Here is a 21,760-nt window from a genome sequence, read left to right as displayed (position 1 = left end):
TTCCGCGATGCCGCACTAAGCGGATTGGATAATTGGTATCAAGATAACATTGACATCATTCGCACCACAGGTTCATAGAATTGGTATAAGAATACAATCGGGGAGGATTCGAATGGCTATGGTCTCGATCCGGGCGTGCGTGCGCGCGCGCGCGCTGTTGCTGGCGGGCGTATCGATCGCCACGGCACTGGCGGCGGTGCCGGCGCGGGCCCAGGACGGCGCGCCCGCCCCGGCGGGCACGCCCGAGACGGAGCAGAGCCGGGAGGATCGGATCGTCGTCACCGGCATCCGGGAGACGATCCAGACTTCGATCCAGTCCAAGCGCGATTCGGACGCGATCGTCGATGCGGTGTCGTCGAAGGAGATCGGCGAGCTGCCCGGCCAGTCGGTCGGCGAAGTGATCGCGACGATTACCGGCGCCTCGATCGACCGTGCCAATTACGGTCCCACCGAAGTCTCGATCCGCGGCCTCGGCTCGGGCCTGAGCATGACGACGCTGAACCGGCGCGAGGCGACCAACGGCTCGGGCGACCGGGCAGTGAATTTCGGCCAGTTCCCGTCCGAGCTGTTCAACGCGATCAAGATCTACAAGACGCAGCAGGCGGACCTGATCGAGGGCGGCGTGGCCGGCCTGATCGAGCTCGAGACGCGCAAGCCGCTCGACCACAGGCGCCGCCAGATCCAGGCCGAGATCAAGGGCAACCTCAATCCCTATCAGGACCGGATCGCCGGCCGGAGCCCCTATGGCTACCGTGCGACGGCAAGCTATATCGACCAGTTCGATATCGGCGCGCTGGGCAGGCTCGGCATCTCGATCGGCTATCAGCGCAACGACGTGAACGATCCGGTCGAGCGCTTCTATACCAGTACGACCTGGTTCACCTGCAACGCCGCCCTGGTCTCTACCACCAACTGCACCGAAGTGACGCGCCAGCAGGGCAATGCAGGCACGCCCTATTATCATGCCTCCAACTCGTATCTCTATCGTCAGATGATCACGTCGGACCTGCGCAACGCAGTGTTCGGTGCGGTACAATGGCAGCCGAGCCCGACGATCGACGTCAATCTCGACCTGCAATATTCGCGGCGCCAATATAGCGAGCAGCGCAACGATTTCGGCACCGCCGAGGGGCGCTACAACCTTCGCAACGTCGTGATCGGCGACAACCACCAGATGCTTTCGGCCGACGGTTCGGCGACGATGCAGACGGTGTCGGGCCTGTTCCGGCGCGACGAGAAATATCTGGGCCTGGGCGGCAATGTGGAATGGAAGCCGGCGGATCGGCTCACCGTGACCGCCGATTTCGGCTATTCGCACACGACGCGGCTCGACATCACCCGCCAGGTCCGCCTGCGCACCGATCCGTTCGACATCTATGGCGTGCGCACGCCGATCAACAACCAGCGCATCCCCTATCATGTCGACTTCACGCAGAGTTTCCTGCCGGCCTTCACTTATGATCCGCGCTTCGATCCGACCGACCATGACGTGTTCAGCGACGATGCCCGGCTGACCCGCTCGCAGGATGGCCGCGACGACGAGATCCATTCGGCCCGGCTCGATGCGAGCTACAAGCTCGACGGCTTCCTCGAGCGGATCGATATCGGCGGGCGCTGGGCCAAGCGGAAATTCTTCGGCTACAGCAACGACGTGAACATCGACCAGAACGACCTGGCGGTGGATCGTCGAGTGAACCTGGCCTGCCGCACGCCCTTTCCCGAGCGCAACTTCTTCGCCGACGCGCCGAGCCGGGGGATCGCCGGCTACGCCACCTTCGACGTGCTCTGCCAGTTCCGCAACTATCTGGGCACCGAGGATCCGGGCAACAGCGGCGACCTGCGCGCCGTGGAGAATTCGGACGTCACCGAAGAGACCTGGGCCGGCTATGCGATGGCGACCTATTCGGGGCGGTTCGCGGGCATTCCGGTGCGCGGCAATTTCGGCGTGCGCGGCGTGCACACGCAAGTGACCGCCCGGGGCCTGCGCTCGGGGCTCGACGTGATCAACAACAGCGACGGCACCATCTCGCTGCGCGCCAATGGCAGCTTCACCGATACCAGGATCGCCGCGGGCACGATGCGCTGGCTGCCCAGCGTCAACGCGATCTTCGACGTGGCGCCCCGGATGCGGGTGCGCGCGGGCGTCTATCGCGCCATGTCGCGCCCCGCGCCGAGCGCACTGGGCGCCGGCCGCACCATCACGCTCGAGGTGGGCAACGGCTTCACTTCGGTCACCGACGCGATCAACTCGATCATCGCCACCGGCAGTCCGCGGCTGAAGCCGACCATGTCGTGGAACGGCGACCTGGCGTTCGAATATTATGCCAACAAGGACACGCTGTTCGCCGCGACCGCCTATTACAAGCGCTTCAGCGGCGGGAAGATCCCGATCACCACCGACGAGAATTTCACGATCGGGGGCCAGGACTATGCCGTGCCGGTCACCCAGACGGCAAACAGCAACGACAAGGCCGATCTCTACGGGCTGGAGATCACTGCCTCGAACCGGTTCAGCTGGCTGCCGCATCCGCTCGACGGGCTGGGCGTGAAGCTGAGCTACAATTACGCCTGGTCGAACTACAAGACCCAGGACATCCGCTACGGCGACGTGGTGGACAGCGGGACGGGCAATCTGATCCCCGGACTGATCCCGCCGGCGGGGCTGAGCGGCTATTCGAAGCACGTCTTCTCGGCCCAGGCCTTTTACGAGATCGGGCCGATCTCGCTCCAGGGCATCTATCGCTATCGCTCGCGCTATTATCAGGCGTTCACCAGCGACAATACCCAGCTGCGCTATGTCGAGGGCAACAACACCTTCGATGCCAATCTGAGCTACAGGATCAGCAAGATCGCCGATATCCGTTTCCAGGCGCTCAACCTCTTCAACGCGCCGCGCGTCGAGTACATGCCGGTGGTCGGCAGCACCCGGAACGTCGAATATTACGGGCCGCAATATTTCCTGAGCTTCCGCGTCCGCCTGCGCTGATCTGGGCGAGTGCGGCGGTGCGGACCAATTGCCTATTCCAAATGCTGCCGGTCTGGGGCATTGCTGGGAGATAGACCAAGCTGATCGAGGATCCACATGGCTGAACGCCGTCTCTTCCAGGATATCGCCGAGCGTATCGCGGCGATGATCGCGGAGGGCACTTTCCCTCCCGGCTCGCGCTTGCCTGGCGAGCGCGAGATGGCGGAGCGGCTGGGGGTGAGCCGCGTCACGATCCGCGAGGCGGAAATCGCGCTGCAGGCCCAGGGGCTGGTGCGGATCAAGACCGGCTCGGGCGTCTATGTCTGCGATCGGGGCGAGCAGGGCATGGGCGCGCTGCCGGCGGTGAGCGCGTTCGAGCTGACCGAGGCGCGCTCGCTGTTCGAATCGGAGGCGGCCGCGCTGGCGGCGCCGACGATCAGCGACGAGCAGATCCAGGTGCTGGAATCGCTGATGGCCGCGATGGACGAGGCGGAGGAGGGCAGCGCCGCCGCGACCGAGGCGGATCGCGCCTTCCACCTCACCATAGCCAGCGCCTCGGGCAACCAGGCGATCATGTTCGTGATCAACAGCCTGTGGCGGATGCGCACCGAGATTCCCGAGATCTGCGCGCTTCACGCCTCGGTCTGCGGCAAGGACGAGGACAGCCGCCACGACGAGCACGCCGCCGTGCTCGAGGCGCTGAAGAAGCGCGATTCGGCGGCGGCGCGCACGGCGATGCGCAAGCATTTCAGCCGCCTGCTCGAAGCGATGCTGAAGGCCTCGGAAGAGCGCGAGATCCTGGAGCTCCGCCGCAAGGCCGAGGCCAGCCGCAACCGCTTCCTGATCAGCGCGCAGCTGAGCTGAGCCGCGCGCCGCGGCGCGTTTCCCGAGCTCCCGGATCGTGTCGCACGGGCCGTGGTGCGATGTCGCGCGCCCTTGTCCCGGAGTTGGCCTGACCAGTCCCTTGACTTCCGTGCAAAACTACGCCCTATTGGTATGACACCGGTAACCAAAACCATCTGACAGACAAGCGCCGGTACGGGGAGAGGTTGGGATGCTGAAACACGCGAAGGACAATCGCCCGGGACCCTAGCGGGCGGCCGCCATATCGGGGCGGCTTCGGGCAAATGCTTCGGACAATCGGAATCGGCTGGGGAGTGACTGGCCTGACCACGCGCGGCCATGTGCTCTGTGGGGTTCGTGCATGCGGCTGCAAGTGCCGTTACGCGTCGCCCATGTACGACCGCGTGGTCGTCAATGCCGGTGCGCACCAATGTCACGTCATGATGTCCGTGCTATAACCGGACCAATATCATTATTCTGGACTAACCATTCTATTGACTCCGGATGGTGGATCGGGCCTTATCGCCCATAATTCCGCAACCGGTCCGCCCAGGCCGGGAAGAGCCGGAAACGAGCAGAGAGGTGCGCGATGGGAGTGCAAGCGACGATGCGGACGCCGGCCTAGCCGACACGCCGCCGCCGGGGGGCGGTGGGGGCAGGCGCCTGCGGCGCAGGGCCCGACGAAATCACCAGCGGCCAGGCGACTGGCGATGACCGATGCGGCCGAAGGCGCCGCGATGGGGAGGAAGACTCATGACCTTTTCGATCCGCGCCCGCAATGTGCGCACCCGCCTGCTCCTGTCGGCCTGCTTCGTGGCGCTGCCCGGCACGGCCTATGCGCAGAACACCACCATCGGCGCGGGGACGACGCGCACGAGCAGCGTGAGCGTCAGCGGCTCCGGCACGGTGACCGTGGCGGCGGGCGGGGCGATCTCGACCCCCGCCGGCACCAGCCAGGCAGTCAACATCAACAACGGGAGCACGGGCGCCGGCGTCGTCGTCACCAACAACGGCACGATCGAATCGACCGACGGCACCGGCGGCGGGCGCGGGATCAACAGCGCGCCCGCGGGACTCTATGATCGCACGGCGACGATCGTGAACACCGGCATCATCCGGGCGAACAACGACGCGATCCGCTTCGCGGAGGGCTCGACCGGCGACACGGGGCCCGACACGGGCCTGGTCACCATCACCAATTCCGGCACGATCGTCAGCCTGTCCCAGGGCACTGCCTTCAGCGGGGCCGCGCCGCAGGGCATCGAGTTCAGCCTGGCATCCGCCAGCCTGGTGCTGAACAATCAGGCCGGCGGATCGATCACCGGCGCGCAAGGCATCCAGAGCAGCGGCACGACCACCATCACCAATGCCGGGACGATCACCGGCACCGGCCTGCTCAACGGCGCGCCCTCCAGCCAGGGCGAAGGCGTGCGCGGCCATAGTGGCGGCACCCTGACCCTCACCAACGAGGCGACCGGCGTGATCACCGGCGCGTTCGGCGTGTTCGGTACCGGCAATACCACGATCGTCAATCGCGGCACGATCAGCGGCAGCGCCAATGGCGGCGTCAGCAGCGGCTCCAGCCCCCTGGGGCGCGAGGCGATCCGCATCAACCTTGGCCTGAGCACGGTCAACAACGTGACGTTGGCGGCGGGCAGCACGACCACCGGCGCCTCCACCAACGCCGTGACCTTCAGCGGCGCGCCTGCCCCCAACACCAATGTCACCAACACGCTGACGGTGGAAACCGGCGCGACGATCAACGGCTATCTGGCGGGCTGGAACGGCGATCCGGTCAGCGGCACCACCGTCACCGACATCCTCAACCTCACCGGCACCGGCTCGCAGGTGCTGGTGAATGCCTCCGGGTTCGAGACGCTGAACGTCCAGGGCGGCGCCTGGGGCATCATCAACAGCCAGACGCTGGCGAACGGCGCGACCATCGCTGCCGGCGCGACGCTGCGCTTCGACGATTACGACGCCACCAGCGGCGGCTCGGTGAACGGCACGATCCTCAACAACGGCACGCTGATCTACAACCGCACGCGCAACCTGCAGACCGCCGGAGCGATCAGCGGCTCCGGCGGTCTGCAGCTGGCCAATAGCGGCAATCTGACGCTGACCACCGCCAACAGCTATGCCGGCGACACGATCATCAGCGGCACCGGCATGCTGCGCACCGGCCTGCTCGCCAACAGCTTCTCGGCCAATTCGGCAGTGGTCCTGAGCAGCGGCGGCACGCTCGACCTGAACGGCGTCGACGGCTCGGGCAGCAGCACCCAGATCGGCTACAACCAGACGATCGGCAATCTTTCGGGCAGCGGCACGGTGGATACCGGCCGCACCGCGGGGGCGACGCTCACCACGGGCGGGCTCGGCGGCGACACGATCTTCTCGGGCGTCGTCCGCGGCCTGAACGGCAGCGTCGCCGGCATCGGCGGCGGCCTCACCAAGGTGGGCAGCGGCATGCTGACTCTCTCGGGCCAGAACACCACCAACGGCGTGCTCGCCATCAACGGCGGCGGCGTGGCGCTTTCCGGCCTCTGGTCGGGCGCGGTGACCATGGCGGCCGGCACCGTCCTTTCCGGCGCGGGGCAGGTGAGCGGCGTGCTCGACGCTTCGGGCGCCACCCTTGCCCCGGGCAATGGCGGCGTCGGCACGCTCACCACCGGCGGGCTGATCCTGTCCGCCGGCTCGGTGCTCAACTATGACCTCGCCGCTCCCGGCACCGGCGATCGCATCCAGGTGAACGGCAACCTCACGCTCGACGGCACGCTCAACGTGCACGACGTCGGCGGCTTCGGCGAGGGCGTCTACCGGCTGATCAACTATAGCGGCGCGCTCACCGACAACGGCCTGGTGATCGGCGGCGTGCCCGCCGGTGCCAATGGCGGCCTGATGACCATCCAGACTTCGGTCGCGACCCAGGTGAACCTGATCTACGGCACCCCGGCGGCGGCCACGATCCAGTTCTGGGACGGCACCGACAATTCGGGGGACGGCGTGGCCCAGGGCGGCGGCGGCAGCTGGACCAACAGCTTCCCCAACTGGACCGATGCGGCCGGGACCGGCAATAGCGGCTGGGCGGGCGCGTTCGGCGTGTTCGGCGGCGCGGCGGGCACGGTGACGGTGGACGACACGATCCTGTTCACCGGCGCGCAGTTCATGGCCGACGGCTATGCGATCGCCGCCGGCAGCGGCACATTGACCACCAACACCGCGCTGACCAACATCCGCGTGGACCCGGGCCTGACCGCCACGATCGGCGCGGCGATCGGGGGCACCGGCGGCCTGATCAAGAACGATGCCGGCACGCTGATCCTCGCGGGCGCGAACGGCTATGCCGGGGCGACCAACGTGCAGGGCGGTACGCTGGTGGCGCTGAGCGGCGGCGCGCTGCCGGCGACGAGCAACGTCTCGGTCGCCACCGGCGCGACGCTCGACATCCGCGCGAACCAGACCGTGGGCGGCCTGAACGGCGCGGGCAGCGTGCTGCTCGGCGCGAGCCTGACCACTGGCGGGCTCGATGCGAATGACAGCTTCACCGGCGTCGCCAGCGGCAATGGCGGATTGACCAAGACCGGCAGCGGCACGCTGACGCTCGGCGGCGCCAATGCCTATCTCGGCGCGACCCAGGTGAATGCCGGCACGCTCCAGCTCGACGGCAGCGTTGCCGGCGCGGTCTCCGTCGCCGGCGGCGCGACGCTTTCCGGCTCGGGCAGCGCGGCGGGCGTGGTGACGATCGCCGACGGCGCGCATCTCGCGGCCGGCGGCGCGGGGGCGGGAACGCTCACCACCGGCGGACTGGTCCTGTCCGCCGGCTCGGTGCTCGACATGGGGCTCGGCACGCCGAACCTGGCGGGCGCGAGCGACCGCATCCAGGTCAACGGCGACCTGACGCTCGGCGGCAGGCTGAACGTCACCGACCTGGGCGGCTTCGGCGTCGGCGTCTACCGCCTGATCGACTATAGCGGCAGGCTCATCGACAACGGCCTGACGATCGGCTCGTTGCCGGCCGGCGCGAACGCACCGCACATCAACCTGCAGACCTCGGTCGGGCAGCAGGTCAATCTGGTCTATGACAATATCGTTCCCGAGATTCAGTTCTGGGACGGTGCCGGCACCATCGCGAACGGCGCGGTCGGCGGCGGTTCGGGCAGCTGGACCGGCACGCGCACCAACTGGACCAACGCGAACGGCACGGCGAACGACAGCTGGGGCAGCCGCTTCGCCGTGTTCCAGGGCGCGGCGGGCACCGTCACCGTCGACGGCGCGATCGGCGTGACCGGCATGCAGTTCATGACCGATGGCTATGCGATCGTCGCGGGCACGGGCAGCCTGAGCCTGGCCGATGCGCAGACCAGTATCCGTGTCGATCCGGGCGTGCGCGCGACCATCGGCGCGGGGATCGGCGGCGCCGGCGGGATCAGCAAGCTGGACGGCGGCACGCTGATCCTGGGCGGCGCCAACAGCTATGCGGGTGCCACCGGCATCGCCGGCGGCACGTTGCGCGCGGGCGTGGACGGCGCGCTGCCCAGCGGCACCAATGTGACGATCACGGCGGGCGCGACGCTCGATCTCGCCGCCTCGCAGACGGTGGCCAGCCTGGCGGGCGATGGCCGCGTGACGCTATCGGGCGGCAGCCTGACCACCGGCGGCGGCAATGCCGACACGCGCTATGCCGGCACGATCAGCGGCAGCGGCGGGCTCACCAAGACGGGCGGCGGCACCTTCACCCTGGCCGGCGCGAACAGCTATGCCGGGGCGACGACGGTTTCGGCCGGCACGCTGCGGCTCGACGGCGGCACGATCGGCGGCGGCGCACTCAGCGTCGCGAGCGGGGCGACCCTGGACGTCAACGGCGCGGCCGCATCGGTCTCGGGCCTGAGCGGCGCGGGCCGCATCCTGCTCGGCAGCGGTTCGCTCGCCGCCGGCATAGGCGCGACCAGCAGCTTCACCGGCGTGATCGGCGGTACCGGCAGCTTCGTGAAATCGGGCAGCGGCACGCTCACGCTGGGCGGCGCCAACACCTATTCGGGCGGTACGACAGTGACCGGCGGCACGCTGACGGCGGGCGTTGCCAATGCCTTCGGCACCGGCACGCTCACCGTGACGGCGCCGGGCGCGGTCAATCTGGCGAACTTCGCGACCACCGTGGGCGGCTTGGCCGGCGACGGCGGCATCGCGCTCGGCAGCGCCGTGCTGACCGTGAACGCCGCCGGGGCCTCCGCCTATTCGGGCGTGCTCTCGGGCACCGGCCGCCTGGTCAAGTCGGGCAGCGGCACGCTCACGCTGAACGGCGCCAACACCTATACCGGCTCGACGACGATCAACGACGGCCTGCTGGTGGTGAACGGCTCGCTCGCGGGAGCGGTGACGATCGGCGCGACCGGCCGCATCGGCGGCTCGGGCAGGGTGGGCGCGCTCACCGTCTCCGGCATCGTGGCGCCGGGCAATTCGATCGGCACGCTCAACGTGAATGGCAGCCTGACCTTTGCAGCGGGCTCGACCTATCAGGTCGAAGTCTCGCCCACCGGGCTCTCGGACCAGATCGTCGCCACCGGGGCGGTGACGATCAACGGCGGTGCCGTGTCGGTGTTGACCGGGGGGCAGACCAACTTCCTGCCGCTCACCACCTATACGATCCTTTCCGGATCGAGCGTGACGGGCAGTTTCGGCAGCGTCGTCACCGACCTTGCCTTCCTCACGCCCTCGCTGGTCTACAATGCGGCGAGCGTGCAGCTGCGCCTGCTGCGCAACGATGTCAGCCTGGGCGCGGTGGCGCAGACGCCGAACCAGATGGCGGTCGCCGCCGCGGTCGGCGCGCAGAGCTCGGGCGGGGTGTTCGACGCAGTGATCGGCCTCAACGCCGGCGATGCGCGCGGCGCCTTCGACCAGCTTTCCGGCGAAGTGTTCGCGGCGGGCATGACGGTGGCGGCGCGCGACGGGCATGACGCGGCGCGCGAGCTGATCGGCCGGATCGACGGGCCGCGCGAGCAGAAGCGGACGCTGTGGATGGCGGGGGATGTCGGCCAGCTCAAGGCCGGCGCGCGCGACGGCCTGGCCGGGATCGAATCGAACCGCCGGGTGCTCGCGGGCGGCATCGAGATGACCAGCGACAATCTGCGCTACGGCTTCTCCTATCGCTATGCCAGCAACGATGTCCGCCTGGATGCGCGCGCCAGCGACGGCAAGCTGGTGAGCAATTCGGCCTTCGCCTATTTCGGCTATACGCTGCACGGCCTGCGCATCGCCGGCGGCCTCGGCTATTCGGCGAACACTTTCTCGACCGATCGCCGGGTGGCCTTTGGCGGCTTGGCCAACCAGCTGAGCGGGGCGGGCGACGGTCATGGCTATACCGCTTTCGGCGAGCTGGCCTATCTCGCGCCGCTGGGGAAGGGCGTACGGGTCGGGCCCTATCTGGGGGCAAGCGTCAATGCGACGACGTTCGATCGGGCGCAGGAATGGGGCGGCGCGGCGGCGCTGATCGCCGGCAAGGCGCGGACGACCACCAGCCTGGCCGGCTATGGCCTGCGCGGCACCGCGGCGATGGGCGGCGTGACGCTGACCGGCGACATTGGCGGGCGCTCCTATATCGACGATCCGGAGACCCGGCGGATGTTCCGGTTCATCGACACCGGCAACGGCTTCGTGGCGCGCGGCGCGCAGTTCGGCAGGACCACGCTGACCGGGCGGCTCGACGCCGCGACCAATGTCGGCCGCTTCGTGCTCGGCCTGGGCGTGCGCGGCGAGACCGGCGGCGGCGGCTCGAGCGTCGGCGCCCGGGCCAGCGCCGGCTTCCGGTTCTGATCACGATATGAGCATGCAAGGAGAGTGGACATCATGAAGAATGTGAAGATCGCCGTGACCGTCGCGGCGCTGCTGGTCTCCGGCCAGGCGCTTGCCCAGAAGGCCGGCCAGACCCGCGCGGAGGCCCAGGCGGCCTCGGCCAAGAAGTTCAGGAGCCTCGACACCAATGGCGACGGCAAGGGTAGCCCGGCCGAACTGCTCGCCTTCATGACCAAGTCGGCCGAGAAGCGCGGCGAGACGATGGACCAGGCCAAGGTCGATCGCCGCCTGAAGCGGCTCGACACCGATGGCGACGGCTATGTCAGCGCCGCGGAGCTGGCGGCGGAGGATCTCGCCAAGTTCGACAAGGCCGATGCCAACCACAATGGCGTGATCGACGCCGACGAAGCGCCGTGATCCCGCGCCTTCCCCCGGCGACATGGGCCGGGGGAAGGTACCGGCCTATCCGGCCTGAAGGCGGAGCGCCGCTTCGGCGACTTCGTCCATCGTCTTCTGCGAATAGCCGGTGTTGTTGAGCACCACCACCGTGCCCTTGCCGTCGAGCCGGTGGCCGAGCACCGAGCGATAGCCCGCGCGATTGCCGGTATCCCAGGCGCAGCGCACGGCCTTCCCCGCGATCGTCACCTCGCGGACGCGGCCGCCGAGCGCATAATGATCGGACGCCACTTCGATTGTCGTCAGCGCGCGGCGCGAATCGGCGGTGAGGAAGGACGTGCCATAGACCCGATGGGCGAACCGCATCAGGTCGCGCCCCGTGCCGCAGAAGCCGCCGCCGGCCGCAAGATAATCGGCCGTGGGGGAGGCCCAGACGGTGGGCGGATCGAGCGTGCGGTAGGACATGGAATCGCCGAGATGCTCGAGGCGCGTGGCGCCCAGGCGGAGCGGCGCGGTGACCAGGTTGCGGACGAGATCCGGGAATCGTGTGCCGGACACCGTTTCGAGGATCGCCAGCACGAGGATCCAGTTGGTCAGCGCATAGTCGAAGCGCGTACCGGGCGCGAACACGAGATCGCCGGAGGCGAAGAGGGAAACCGCCTCGCCGGCGGGCATGTCCTTGCCGAAGAGCTCGGGCCGGGCGCGCACCACGGCGCCGAACTGGTTGGGGATGCCGCTGCTGTTCGAGAGCAGGTGGCGCAGCGTCACCTGCGCGCCGATATCCTTGCGATAGGCGGGAAGATAGCGGGCGATCGGGGTGTCGAGCGCCAACTGGCCGCGCTCGACGAGCCGCATCACCGCGACCGCCGTGATCCGCTTGGAGATCGAGGCGATGGCCATCGGCACGTCGAGATCGAACGGCAGGCGCATCTCGACATTGGCGAAGCCCTGGGCGCTGCTCGCGGTTGCGTGTCCCTTGCGGCCGAGCGCGACCAGGCCCCTGAAGCCCTGCTCGTTCGCCCATTTGCGCACCAGCGCGTCGAGCCCGGCCTGCTCCGCACCGCTCCCGAAGCGCGCGGCACGGGCAGTGACGGGCAGCAGGATCATGCCGGCCATCAGCATGCGGCGATCGATATGCTCCACTTCTCGATTCTCCCTTGGGGGCCCCTTGCGCGATCCCGGCGCGAACGTCAGGAACGCGCCATGGGGCGTTCCATCCACTCCTGCGATCGGCTCCGCCGGATCGCCACCGCCAATCGGTGAGCGTTCGTGGCGGTCGGTGAACGCATCCCCGCATCGCTGATCGCGCCGTTCCTGCTCCTTGCCGGGCTGGCCGCGCTCGGGATCGCGGCGTGGCCCCGGCCCGTGCCGGCCCCGCAGTCGAGGGGCCCGGCATGGTGGATCTGCCCCTCGAATGCCGCGTGCGGCTGGGGCGAGCCGACCGGCGCGCCGCTCGCCGCGCCGGTCACGGTGATGCGGCGCGTGGTGCGGATCGCCGATCCGCGGCGGGAGGAGGCGCTGGCGGTCGACGTGACGGCGATGGCGAGTGCCGAGGTGCGGTGGAACGGCACGGTGATCGGCGTCAACGGCCGAGTCGGCCCGGATCGCGCGCGCGAAGTGCCCGGCAGGTTCACCGCGAGCTTCCCGGTGCCCTGGGAACGGCTGCGCGCGGGGGACAATCTGGTCGAGGTGCGGTTCTCCGCGCATCATCGCTGGGTGCCGGTCGGCCGGCCGGTGCACCGGCTCGCGGTCGGCCCGCCGCAGGAGCCGCTGCGCAGCGTGCTGCGCGCCTATCTGCCGACGCTGATCGCCCTGGGGCTGCTGGTGGCGGCCCTGCTGCTCCAGCTGTTCGCCGGAACCGGGCGCGTGGCCGCGCTGCTGGGCGGCGTCGTACTGGCGCAGGCGGTGGCCGAGGCGTCGAAGCTGATGCTGACCTATGCCTATCCCTGGCAGGTGACCCGGCTCTTCGTCGTGGCGCTGCTCGCGGGGATCGGCGCGCTGCTGCTGGCATGGCTGGCCGGCGCGCTGGTGGAGCGGCGGGCGCGGCTGCTGTTGCTGTCGGCCACGGCGCTCGCGGTGGGCGGGGCATGGTTGCTGCCGGCCTGGGATGCGAAGGCGCTCTGGGCGCTGCGTGCCGGCGCGGGCGCCGCGCTGGCGGGCGCGGCACTCGGGCGGGGGCGGATGCGGGTGCTGCTGGGCGGCTATGGCCTGGCGCTGCTCTGGTCGTCGCTCGTGCCGGGCTTTCTGGATTCCGGCTATTACCTGCTGGCCGCGGCCTTCCTTGCCGCCGTCGCGTTCCCCAGGCGCGCGGTCCCGGTGGGAGCACCGATGCCGGCGCCGGTCGTACCGGCCTATGTGACGCTGCCGCACGGCAATGTGCAGCACCGCATCGCGAGCGGCGACCTGCTGCGCGCGCAGGCCGAGGACGATTATTGCCGCGTCCATCTCGCCGACGGGCGCGACCTGCTCGTCACCGTCAATCTCGGTGCGCTGGTGCGGATGGCGGCACCGCATCTGATACGCGTGCACCGCAGCCACGCCGTCAACGGCGCAAGCGTCGCGGCGCTGCACCGGGGCGGGCCGATCGAACTGATCGACGGGAGTTCGATCCCGGTCGGCCGCACCTATCGCGCGGCGCTGGCGGCCTGGCGCGATCAGTAGATCGCGGGCGGGTCGCTGGCCGGAAAGGTTTCCTTCAGCGCCTCGTCCAGCTCGCGGTCGCGCTGCCGGGCCCGTTCGTCGATGGGCAGGCGGCCGGCCAGCCACAAGGCCAGGTTGCGCGCATAGTTGCGGACCGAGGCCTGCGCCTCGGGCGAAGCGGCAAGACCCTGGCCGGGCGCCTCGGCCACGAAGCTGGGGCAGCCGCGGGCGGGATCCCAATTATAGTCGGCGAAATGGTGGAAGGTCGATTCCGCCCAGGCCGGACCGCCCTGTTCCGAAGGCTCGAAGGCGATGGCGATGTTGAACGCGCGCCCGCTGACCTTGCTGGTGCCCATCGCCACCACCCGCGCCGAAGGATCGTCCGCCGGCGCGCCGACCGCGCCCTCGTGCGGATGCGCGGGCAGGAAGCGGATCAGCCCGCCCGCCGCATCCGGGTCGCGCAGCACCGGATGGACGTCGCCGAGGATCGCGATCTCCTGGAAATCGCCGTTCGCGCCCGAATGATAATTGGGCCACCGGATGTCGCCGGTCTCGCGATCGTCGTCGACGCGGCGGTCTTCCTCGGGATCGGGATTGTGGCTGTGGAAGAAATGCGCCGCGCCCACGCCGCCCAGCGAGCAGACCGAGCAGCCCAGATCCATATGGTCGCGCGTCACCAACAGGCCGCGCCCGCTCCGGCGGAAGCGGCCGATCGCCGCGCAATCCTCGGCGGTGAGCCCGTCGCCGGTATCGACCGCGAACAGCCAGAGCGCCGCATAGTCGGACCGGTCGAGCGTGGAGAGCACCGGATCGGGCGCGCCGGGGGCGGTGCGGTTGCGCGCGGTCACTTCGAAGATGGGCATGCCGTTCTCGCCGGCCAGCCCGGCCAGGTGTTCGCGCAGCATCGAGAAGCGCGCGATGTTCCAATCGTCCGCGATCATGGGGATCGTGGTCTGGAGCAGGATCTTGACCGGCACTCCCATGTTGCACTCCCGAACTGCGCTTCCGCGATTATCATGCCATCCCCGGGGGCTCCAACGCTCCGAACGGGCTATTTGACCCGCATCGGCAGGCCGGCGACGATGAACGTCACTTCCTCGGCCACCGCCGCGACCGCCTGGTTGACCCGCCCCGCCGCATCGCGGAAGCGGCGTGCCAGCGCATTGTCCGGCACGATGCCGAGGCCGGTTTCGTTGGCGACGAGGATCAGCCGGCCGTCGAAGCGCGCAATGGCCGCGCGGAGCCCGGCCGTCGCCTGCTCGATATCGGCATCGGCGAGCAGCAGGTTGCTGACCCAGAGCGTGAGGCAGTCGACCAGCACCACCGCCCCGGTGCCGCTCGCGGCATCGAGCGCGGCGGACAGGTCGCGCGGTGCATCCACCGTCTCCCAGCGCGCGTCGCGATCGGCGCGGTGCCGGGCGATGCGCTCCGCCATTTCCGCGTCCCAGGCTTCGGCGGTGGCGACGAAGACGTGGCGGCCGGGCAGCGCCTCGGCGCGCTGCTGGGCATAGCGGCTCTTGCCCGAGCGGGCGCCGCCGAGGACGAACAGCCTGGTCATGAAGTCCCCCGGGCCAGTTGCAGCAAGCGGTCGATATCGACATGGCATTCGAGTTCGGCGGCGATCTGGTCGAGCGCGGCATCGACGTCCGCCGCATGGTCGCGGCCCGACCCGGCCACGCCGATCCGGGCGAGCAGCGTGCCGCGCGCTTCGGGCGCGGCGAGCAGTCCGTGGAGATAGCTGCCCATCACCGAACCGTTGCGGCTGATCGCGCCTTCGGGGCCGATCCCGTCGAGCAGCGCAAAGGGGCGCGCCGTGTCCGGGCCGGTCGTCTCGCCCATGTGCATCTCATACCCATGGACGGGTGCGCCGAGTGCGACGCCCGCCACCTGGCGCAGCATCTTGCCGGGCGCGAGCCTGGTCGCGACATCGAGCAGGCCGAGCCCTTCGACCTGCCCCGGCGGCCCCTCGATCCCCAGCGGATCCGCAACGCTGCGCCCGAGCATCTGGTAGCCGCCGCACAGCCCGAGCACGGCGCCGCCGCGGCGATGATGGGCGTGGATGTCGATGTCCCAGCCCTGGGCGCGCAGGAAGGCGAGATCGGCGATCGTCGCCTTGGAACCGGGCAGCACGATCAGCGCCGCATCGCCCGGAATCGGCGTGCCGGGCGGCACCATCGCCAGTTCCACGCCCGGCTCCAGCTTCAGGGGATCGAGATCGTCGAAATTGGCGATGCGCGGCAGGATCGGGCACGCGACCAGCCTGCGCCCTCCGCCGCGCGGCGCGCCGCGCTCCAGCACCACCGCATCCTCGCTGGGCAGGCGAACGGCGGCGGCCAGCCAGGGCACCACGCCGAAGCCCGGCCAGCCGGACCGTTCCTCGATCGCGCGATAGCCGTCCTCGAACAGTGCCGGATCGCCGCGGAACTTGTTGATCAGGAAGCCGCGGATCATCGCCGCGTCCTCGGGCTCGATCACCGCGCGGGTGCCGACGATCGCCGCGATCACGCCACCCCGGTCGATGTCGCCGACCAGCACTACCGGCACCCCGGCGGCGCGGGCGAAACCCATGTTCGCGATGTCGCCGGCGCGCAGGTTGATCTCGGCCGGGGAGCCGGCGCCCTCGACCACCACCAGGTCGCATTCCGCCCGGAGCCGGCGGTAGCTCGCCAGCACTTCGGCGATCAGGCTGCCGCGCGCTTCGCGGAAATTGCCGGAGCCGAGCGTGCCGCGCACCCGGCCCTGCACGATCAGCTGCGAGGTGCGATCGGCCTGGGGCTTGAGCAGCACCGGGTTCATGTCGCTATGCGGTTCCACGCGGCAGGCGATCGCCTGCAATGCCTGGGCGCGGCCGATCTCGCCGCCGTCCGCCGTCACCGCGGCGTTGTTCGACATGTTCTGCGGCTTGAACGGGCGCACGGCGAGCCCGCGATTGGCGAAGGCGCGGCAGAGCCCGGCGACCAGCACCGATTTGCCCACGTCCGAGCCGGTGCCCTGCAGCATCAGAGCGCCCATGCCATGCCTCCCGCGACGAGCCAGAGCAGCAGGCAGGCACGGACATAGATGCGCAGCGCGCGGCGGATGTCCCCGCTGTCCGCGTCATCGCGGCCGTCGCCGATCCAGGACTTGTCGTGCATCACGCCGTCATAGGCGATCGGGCCGGCAAGGCGCAGCCCCAGTCCACCGGCCATCGCCGCTTCGGGCCAGCCGGCATTGGGGGAGGCATGGTTGCCGGCGTCGCGCCACAGGATCCGCCAGCCGCCGGGGGCGGCAAGGCAGAGCAGCAGGCCGGAAAGCCGGGCGGGAACCAGGTTGAGCAGGTCGTCGGCGCGCGCCGCGGCCCAGCCGAACGCCTGCCAGCGCGGCTCGCGATGGCCGATCATCGAGTCCGCGGTGTTGATTGCCTTGTAGGTCCACACTCCGGGCAGGCCGAGCAGCAGCAGCCAGAAGGCGGGCGCGACCACGCCGTCGCAGAAGCTTTCGGCCAGGCTCTCGATCGTGGCGCGCGACACCCCGGCTTGGTCGAGCATCGCGGTGTCGCGGCCCACGATCCTGCCCACCGCCGTGCGCGCGGCGGGCAGGTCGCCCTGGGCCAGCGCCCGGGCGACGGGGCGGACATGATCGAACAGGCTGTGCTGGGCGAGCGCGGGCCAGGCGAGCGCCGCGACCGCGGGCCAGCCCCAGGGGCCGAGATGCCGCAGGAGCAGCTGCTGGGCGATCCAGCCGGCGCCGCCAACGAGCGCGATCAGCAGCAGCAAGGCGAGGATGCCCAGCGCGCGCCGGGTGCCGAAGCTGCGTTCGGGCCGGTTCCACCGCGCTTCGCACGCGCCGATGATCTGCGCGAACAGGCCGACGGGATGGCCGATCCGGCGATAGAGCGCGTCCGGCCAGCCCAGCGCGGCGTCGAGCATGAGCGCGGCAAGGGCGATCGGCTCAGCCATCGGCCAACGCCGCCGCGAGCCGTGCGCGGCCGGCTTCGTCGGGCGGCAGGCCGATGCGCAGCCAGTGCGGCCGATCGGCGAAGGGACGGGTGAGGATCGCGCGGCGTGCCAGCCGCTCGAACAGCGCCATGCCGTCCGCCACCTCGATCAGGCGAAAGAGCGGGCAGGCGCCGGCCGGGCGGTGGCCCGCCTCGTGCAGCACCGTGTCGAGCGCGGCGGCCTGGGCGGGGAGCTGCCCGCGCATCCCCTCGATCCAGGCGCGGTCGCGATAGGCGGCGGTGCCGATGGCGATGGCGGCGGCGGAGACCGGCCAGGCGCCGAGCGCCGCCCGAATCGCATCGAGGAGCGGGGCAGGCCCGAGCACGAAGCCCAGCCGCACGCCGGCCAGGCCGAAGAACTTGCCGAAGGAGCGGAAGATCACCAGGCGGTGTGCGTCGCCGATCCGGCCGGCCAGGCTCGGCGCCGGATCGACATCGGCAAAGGCCTCGTCGAGCAGCAGCCATGCGTCGTCGGTGCGCCGGCCGAGCAGCGCGCCCAGCAGCGCCGGGGCAAGAACGCGCCCGTCGGGATTGTTCGGATTGGCGAGGATCAGCGTGCCGTCATCCGCGTCGTCGAGATCGGTCGGCGCGGCGTTCGCGATCATCTCGGCATGAGTGCGATAGCTGGGGGCGGCGAACTGTGCCGCCCCCCCGAGCAACCTGCCGGCCAGTCGCAGCCCGATCTCGGTGCCCGGCACGGCGCAGACATGGCGGGGGTCCAGGCCGAAATATGCGGCGGCCGCGGTTTCGAGTTCGGCGAGTTCCTGGCGTTCGGGCAGGCGCCGCCAGTCGATCGCCACTGCATCGGCGCCGGGCCAGGGATGGGGGTTGATGCCCGTCGACAGGTCGAGCCAGTCGCTCCCGCCGAAGTGCCGCCGCGCGGCTTCGATCCCGCCGCCATGCCAGGTCCAGCCGCTCATGCGAACCGTGCCACGAGCAGCGCCGCGAGGAGCAGGCCGGTCTCGGTCGCTTCGATCCCGCCGCCATGGCCGTCGCCCGAGATGCCGCCGAGCTTGCGCCACAGCCATGCGGCCCAGCCGAACAGCAGCAGCGGGGTGGCGAGCAGGCTGGGCGAGAACCAGGCGGCGGCGAGCAGCGCCAGCGTCCAGATCGCCAGGTCGATCGGGCGCACCGCGTCGCGAAACCGCGCGGCGAGGCCGGCGTGTAGATCGGGCAGCCAGCGCGTCCAGAACAGGGGCCCGATGCGCGCCGCGAACGGGATCAGGGCAATGGCGGCATAGGCGCTGCTCGCGGCCAGCGCGTGCAGCAGCAGCAGCTTGGCGAGCAGTTGCAGCCCGATCGCCACCGCGCCGAAGCTGCCGAGATGCGGGTCGGCGAGCACCGCCAGGACGCGGTCGCGATCCTTGTGCGCGGCCCCGCAGGCATCGGCGATGTCGCCGAGCCCGTCGAGATGCAGCGCGCCGGTGACTGCCACCCAGAGCACCAGCCCCGCAAGCGCGGCCGTCCATGGATCGATCTCCGCGCCGGCCCGGCATCCGGCCGCGACGATCGCTCCCACGATCAGCCCCACTGCCGGGAACCAGCGCATCGAGGCGGCGAATTCCGCGCCGCTCACCGCGATCCGCGGCGTCGGCAGTCGGGTGAGGAACTGGATCGCGACGATCAGCCCCTTCACGGATAGAGGCCCATGATCTGGGCGGTCGGCCGCGCGCCCGGCCACACGCGCAACGAGACCAGCACGCCATAGGGCAGGTCGAGCGCCCAGAGCTGGTGCTGTTCGAAGCCGCACAGCAGATGCAGCGCGGCGCGGATGGCCCCGCCATGGGTGACGGCGAGCGTGGGTGCGGGCGCCAGCGCGCCCAGCGCCGCGGAGACGCGGGCGACCAGTTCCGACCAGCGCTCGCCGCCGGGCGGCGGATTGGCATCGGGGTCCGCCCAGAAGCCGGCGAGCGCGTCGGGATCGACCCGGTCCGGCGCCAGCCCGTCCCATGCGCCGAAGTCCAGCTCGCGCCAGCGCGGGTCCAGGATCGGCGTTCCGATCGCTTCGGCCGCCGCGCGGGCACGGAGCAGGTCCGAGCTCACGAGATGCGCGGCGCCCAGATCCGCCGCCTGTGCCGCGCATGCCGCGATGCCCTCGGCCGTCGGCTCGCCATCGGTATGCCCCATCAGCCGCCCGGGCAGGACGGGTGCGCCGTGGCGCAGCAGATGGAGCGCGAAGCTGGTCACAGCGATCCGGATACCTGCGCTTCGGCGAAGGTCGCCATCTGGTCGTGCGCGGCCAGCGCGGCGCGGATCACGCCGACTGCCACCGCCGCGCCGCTGCCCTCGCCCAGCCGCATGCCGAGTGCCAGCAGCGGCTCCAGCCCGAGCCGGGCGAGCAGACGGGCATGGCCGGGCTCGGCCGAGACATGGCCGGCGATGCAATGCGCGGCGATCGCCGCATTGTCGGCGGCGAGCGGCGCGACCGCCGCGCTGCCGATGAACCCGTCGAGCACCACCGGGATGCCGAGCCGGCGCGCTTGCAGCACGGCGCCGGCAATCGCGGCGATCTCGCGCCCGCCCACGCGGCGCAGCGTCTCGAACGCGTCGGCGGGTGCATCGAGGTGGCAGGCGAGGGCGCGCTCGACCACCGCCGTCTTGCGCGCGATCCCCTCCGCATCCACGCCGGTGCCGGGGCCGATCCAGTCCGCCGCCGCGCCGCCGAAGCTGCGCAGGCAGAGCGCGGCGGCGGCGGTCGAGTTGCCGATGCCCATCTCGCCGATGGTGAGCAGGTCGAGATCCCCGGCCACCGCCGCGGCGCCGGCATTCAGCGCGGCGAGGCATTCGGCCTCGGTCATCGCGGGGCCGATCGTGAAGTCGGCCGTGGGCTTGTCGAGATCGAGCGCGGTCACCACCAGCTCCAGCCCCGCCGCGCCCGACAGCGCGTTGATCGCCGCGCCGCCGGCCTCGAAATTGGCGACCATCTGCGCGGTCACGCTCGCCGGGAAGGCGCTGACGCCGTGCACGGTCACGCCGTGATTGCCGGCGAAGATCGCGGCACGGGCGCGGGCGATCCGCGGCCGGGCGGTGCCCTGCCAGCCGGCGAGGAAGAGCGCGATCTCCTCGAGCCGGCCGAGCGAGCCGGCCGGCTTGGTCAGTTCGGCCTGGCGGGCACGGGCGGCGGCGATAGCGCCCTGATCGGGGCCGCGGAGATCGGCAAGCGCGGCGCGGAAATCGGCGGGCGAGGCAAAGGTCATTCGGCGACGTATCCAGGTGGTGGGGTGCGCGTGATGAAATGCCCTTTGACGCCTTCCGGCCATTGCTGGAAGGGCACCCGGCCATGTTCGCTCGCCGCATGGTGCACGGCATAGTCGAGAATGGCGCGCGCGCTGTCCTCGTCCGGCGCGAACCGGCCGAGGACATAGCCCACCTTGCCGGGCGCGCGCAGATGGACGGTGCAGAAATCGGTGCAGGCGAACAGGCAGGGCATCTCCTGGACCGCGACACCGGCATAGCGCGCGTCGCTCGCCTGCACCTTGCGCAGCGCCGCGACCAGCCGGGCGCCGCCGCGCACGCCGTCGCCGTCCTCGCGGGCATCGGCGGAGTGGCGACAGGTGTTGCAGGCGACGACCGCCGGGCCGTCCGCGACGCGCTTCAGCATCAGGCGGGGGCGAGCTTCTGCCGCGGTGCGGGCATGCCGAGCGCGCGCAGGAGGTGGTAGAAGGCGTAGAGCCCGATCAGGATCGCGCCGTTGCGCAGGAACTGGTCGAGCGAATAGCCGGGATGGAGCGTGATCGCGACGCCGCCGAGCACCGCCGCCCAGCACAGGGTCACCAGCTTCCCCGCCACGAACGCCGCGACATAGGCGATGGCGAGCCTGGCGGCGGTCGACCGCACCCGCAGCCGGGCGAGCGCCGCATAGGCACCGATCGCCGACCCCGCCGCCGCGGTACCCAGCCCGACGCCCCACAGGAGCGTCTTCGGGTCGTGCGGATAATGGAGGAAGAGGAAGCCCACCGCCTGATTGGCGCCCCAGGCGGCGAGCGCCAGCGCGATCCCGTCGCGCCGGCGCATGTGCACCGCCGCCAGCGCGGCGAGCGCCGCGACGGGAGCCGTGCAGGCAAGGGCGAAGCTGGTCGCCATGCTCGCCAGGGTGAGCAGCATGATCCACAAGGTGGAGGCGCGTGCCTGCGTCATATTGTCTTCTCCCA

General features: G+C 70.3%; 16 protein-coding genes. 5 read left to right on the top strand and 11 right to left on the bottom strand.

What is annotated here, in order from left to right:
• Positions 1 to 112 precede the first annotated feature (112 nt).
• The 4 genes from FHR20_RS10495 (at position 113) to FHR20_RS10480 (ending at position 11,014) form a co-directional block, all read left to right on the top strand.
• Complete coding sequence (locus tag FHR20_RS10495; protein WP_167299606.1) at positions 113 to 2,986, top strand: TonB-dependent receptor; 2,874 nt, start codon at positions 113 to 115, stop codon at positions 2,984 to 2,986.
• 96 nt (positions 2,987 to 3,082) lie between these two features.
• Positions 3,083 to 3,829 carry a FadR/GntR family transcriptional regulator gene (locus tag FHR20_RS10490; protein ID WP_167299605.1) on the top strand — a complete coding sequence of 249 codons (747 nt, stop codon included), beginning with the start codon at positions 3,083 to 3,085 and terminating at the stop codon, positions 3,827 to 3,829.
• A 732-nt stretch (positions 3,830 to 4,561) separates the two neighbouring features.
• Positions 4,562 to 10,618 carry an autotransporter-associated beta strand repeat-containing protein gene (locus FHR20_RS10485; RefSeq protein ID WP_167299604.1) on the top strand — a complete coding sequence of 2,019 codons (6,057 nt, stop codon included), beginning with the start codon at positions 4,562 to 4,564 and terminating at the stop codon, positions 10,616 to 10,618.
• Between the two features lie 33 nt (positions 10,619 to 10,651).
• Positions 10,652 to 11,014: an EF-hand domain-containing protein gene (locus FHR20_RS10480; protein ID WP_167300467.1), complete on the top strand. Its 363-nt coding sequence runs from the start codon at positions 10,652 to 10,654 to the stop codon at positions 11,012 to 11,014.
• A gap of 45 nt (positions 11,015 to 11,059) precedes the next feature.
• Here FHR20_RS10480 and FHR20_RS10475 read toward each other — a convergent pair whose 3' ends face one another.
• The gene (locus FHR20_RS10475) at positions 11,060 to 12,136 is read right to left on the bottom strand and encodes a serine hydrolase (RefSeq protein WP_167299603.1); all 1,077 of its coding nucleotides are present in this window, start codon (positions 12,134 to 12,136) and stop codon (positions 11,060 to 11,062) included.
• A gap of 126 nt (positions 12,137 to 12,262) precedes the next feature.
• Here FHR20_RS10475 and FHR20_RS23160 point away from each other — a divergent pair, with 126 nt between their 5' ends.
• Positions 12,263 to 13,654 carry a LytTR family transcriptional regulator DNA-binding domain-containing protein gene (locus FHR20_RS23160; RefSeq protein WP_167299602.1) on the top strand — a complete coding sequence of 464 codons (1,392 nt, stop codon included), beginning with the start codon at positions 12,263 to 12,265 and terminating at the stop codon, positions 13,652 to 13,654.
• On the opposite strand, the gene FHR20_RS10465 is transcribed toward FHR20_RS23160, so the two are convergent.
• The 10 genes from FHR20_RS10465 to FHR20_RS10420 form a co-directional block, all read right to left on the bottom strand.
• The gene (locus tag FHR20_RS10465; RefSeq protein WP_208413558.1) at positions 13,648 to 14,616 is read right to left on the bottom strand and encodes a hypothetical protein; all 969 of its coding nucleotides are present in this window, start codon (positions 14,614 to 14,616) and stop codon (positions 13,648 to 13,650) included. The two genes, FHR20_RS23160 and FHR20_RS10465, sit on opposite strands and share 7 nt — an antisense overlap.
• A 68-nt stretch (positions 14,617 to 14,684) precedes the next feature.
• Positions 14,685 to 15,191 (bottom strand): bifunctional adenosylcobinamide kinase/adenosylcobinamide-phosphate guanylyltransferase, encoded by a 507-nt coding sequence (gene cobU, locus FHR20_RS10460; RefSeq protein ID WP_167299601.1) that lies wholly within the window; start codon positions 15,189 to 15,191, stop codon positions 14,685 to 14,687.
• Positions 15,188 to 16,645, bottom strand: coding sequence for a cobyric acid synthase (locus tag FHR20_RS10455; protein WP_167299600.1), 1,458 nt, complete (start codon positions 16,643 to 16,645; stop codon positions 15,188 to 15,190). Before FHR20_RS10455 ends, cobU begins: the two co-directional genes overlap by 4 nt.
• Positions 16,633 to 17,571 (bottom strand): adenosylcobinamide-phosphate synthase CbiB, encoded by a 939-nt coding sequence (gene cbiB / locus FHR20_RS10450; RefSeq protein ID WP_167299599.1) that lies wholly within the window; start codon positions 17,569 to 17,571, stop codon positions 16,633 to 16,635. Before cbiB ends, FHR20_RS10455 begins: the two co-directional genes overlap by 13 nt.
• On the bottom strand, positions 17,564 to 18,529 hold the full coding sequence (locus FHR20_RS10445; RefSeq protein WP_167299598.1) for an aminotransferase class I/II-fold pyridoxal phosphate-dependent enzyme: 966 nt from the start codon (positions 18,527 to 18,529) through the stop codon (positions 17,564 to 17,566). The genes cbiB and FHR20_RS10445 overlap by 8 nt, the downstream gene beginning before the upstream one ends.
• Positions 18,526 to 19,245, bottom strand: a complete 720-nt coding sequence (locus FHR20_RS10440) for an adenosylcobinamide-GDP ribazoletransferase (RefSeq protein WP_167299597.1) — start codon at positions 19,243 to 19,245, stop codon at positions 18,526 to 18,528. Before FHR20_RS10440 ends, FHR20_RS10445 begins: the two co-directional genes overlap by 4 nt.
• On the bottom strand, positions 19,242 to 19,796 hold the full coding sequence (locus tag FHR20_RS10435) for a histidine phosphatase family protein (protein ID WP_167299596.1): 555 nt from the start codon (positions 19,794 to 19,796) through the stop codon (positions 19,242 to 19,244). Before FHR20_RS10435 ends, FHR20_RS10440 begins: the two co-directional genes overlap by 4 nt.
• Positions 19,793 to 20,806: a nicotinate-nucleotide--dimethylbenzimidazole phosphoribosyltransferase gene (gene cobT, locus FHR20_RS10430; RefSeq protein WP_167299595.1), complete on the bottom strand. Its 1,014-nt coding sequence runs from the start codon at positions 20,804 to 20,806 to the stop codon at positions 19,793 to 19,795. Before cobT ends, FHR20_RS10435 begins: the two co-directional genes overlap by 4 nt.
• The gene (locus FHR20_RS10425) at positions 20,803 to 21,210 is read right to left on the bottom strand and encodes a DUF1636 domain-containing protein (protein WP_167299594.1); all 408 of its coding nucleotides are present in this window, start codon (positions 21,208 to 21,210) and stop codon (positions 20,803 to 20,805) included. The genes cobT and FHR20_RS10425 overlap by 4 nt, the downstream gene beginning before the upstream one ends.
• On the bottom strand, positions 21,210 to 21,746 hold the full coding sequence (locus FHR20_RS10420; protein ID WP_167299593.1) for a hypothetical protein: 537 nt from the start codon (positions 21,744 to 21,746) through the stop codon (positions 21,210 to 21,212). Before FHR20_RS10420 ends, FHR20_RS10425 begins: the two co-directional genes overlap by 1 nt.
• Positions 21,747 to 21,760: the final 14 nt, after the last annotated feature.

The organism is Sphingomonas leidyi (genome assembly GCF_011761945.1).
Taxonomy (GTDB): Bacteria; Pseudomonadota; Alphaproteobacteria; order Sphingomonadales; family Sphingomonadaceae; genus Sphingomonas; species Sphingomonas leidyi.
This window is presented reverse-complemented; position numbering and strand designations above follow the sequence as displayed.

Coding starts and splice junctions, on each gene's coding strand:
- FHR20_RS10495 (WP_167299606.1), top strand. CDS start 113: ATGGCTATGGTCTCGATCCGGGCGTGCGTGCGCGCGCGCGCGCTGTTG.
- FHR20_RS10490 (WP_167299605.1), top strand. CDS start 3,083: ATGGCTGAACGCCGTCTCTTCCAGGATATCGCCGAGCGTATCGCGGCG.
- FHR20_RS10485 (WP_167299604.1), top strand. CDS start 4,562: ATGACCTTTTCGATCCGCGCCCGCAATGTGCGCACCCGCCTGCTCCTG.
- FHR20_RS10480 (WP_167300467.1), top strand. CDS start 10,652: ATGAAGAATGTGAAGATCGCCGTGACCGTCGCGGCGCTGCTGGTCTCC.
- FHR20_RS10465 (WP_208413558.1), bottom strand. CDS start 14,616: ATGGGAGTGCCGGTCAAGATCCTGCTCCAGACCACGATCCCCATGATC.
- cobU (WP_167299601.1), bottom strand. CDS start 15,191: ATGACCAGGCTGTTCGTCCTCGGCGGCGCCCGCTCGGGCAAGAGCCGC.
- FHR20_RS10455 (WP_167299600.1), bottom strand. CDS start 16,645: ATGGGCGCTCTGATGCTGCAGGGCACCGGCTCGGACGTGGGCAAATCG.
- cbiB (WP_167299599.1), bottom strand. CDS start 17,571: ATGGCTGAGCCGATCGCCCTTGCCGCGCTCATGCTCGACGCCGCGCTG.
- FHR20_RS10445 (WP_167299598.1), bottom strand. CDS start 18,529: ATGAGCGGCTGGACCTGGCATGGCGGCGGGATCGAAGCCGCGCGGCGG.
- cobT (WP_167299595.1), bottom strand. CDS start 20,806: ATGACCTTTGCCTCGCCCGCCGATTTCCGCGCCGCGCTTGCCGATCTC.
- FHR20_RS10425 (WP_167299594.1), bottom strand. CDS start 21,210: ATGCTGAAGCGCGTCGCGGACGGCCCGGCGGTCGTCGCCTGCAACACC.
- FHR20_RS10420 (WP_167299593.1), bottom strand. CDS start 21,746: ATGACGCAGGCACGCGCCTCCACCTTGTGGATCATGCTGCTCACCCTG.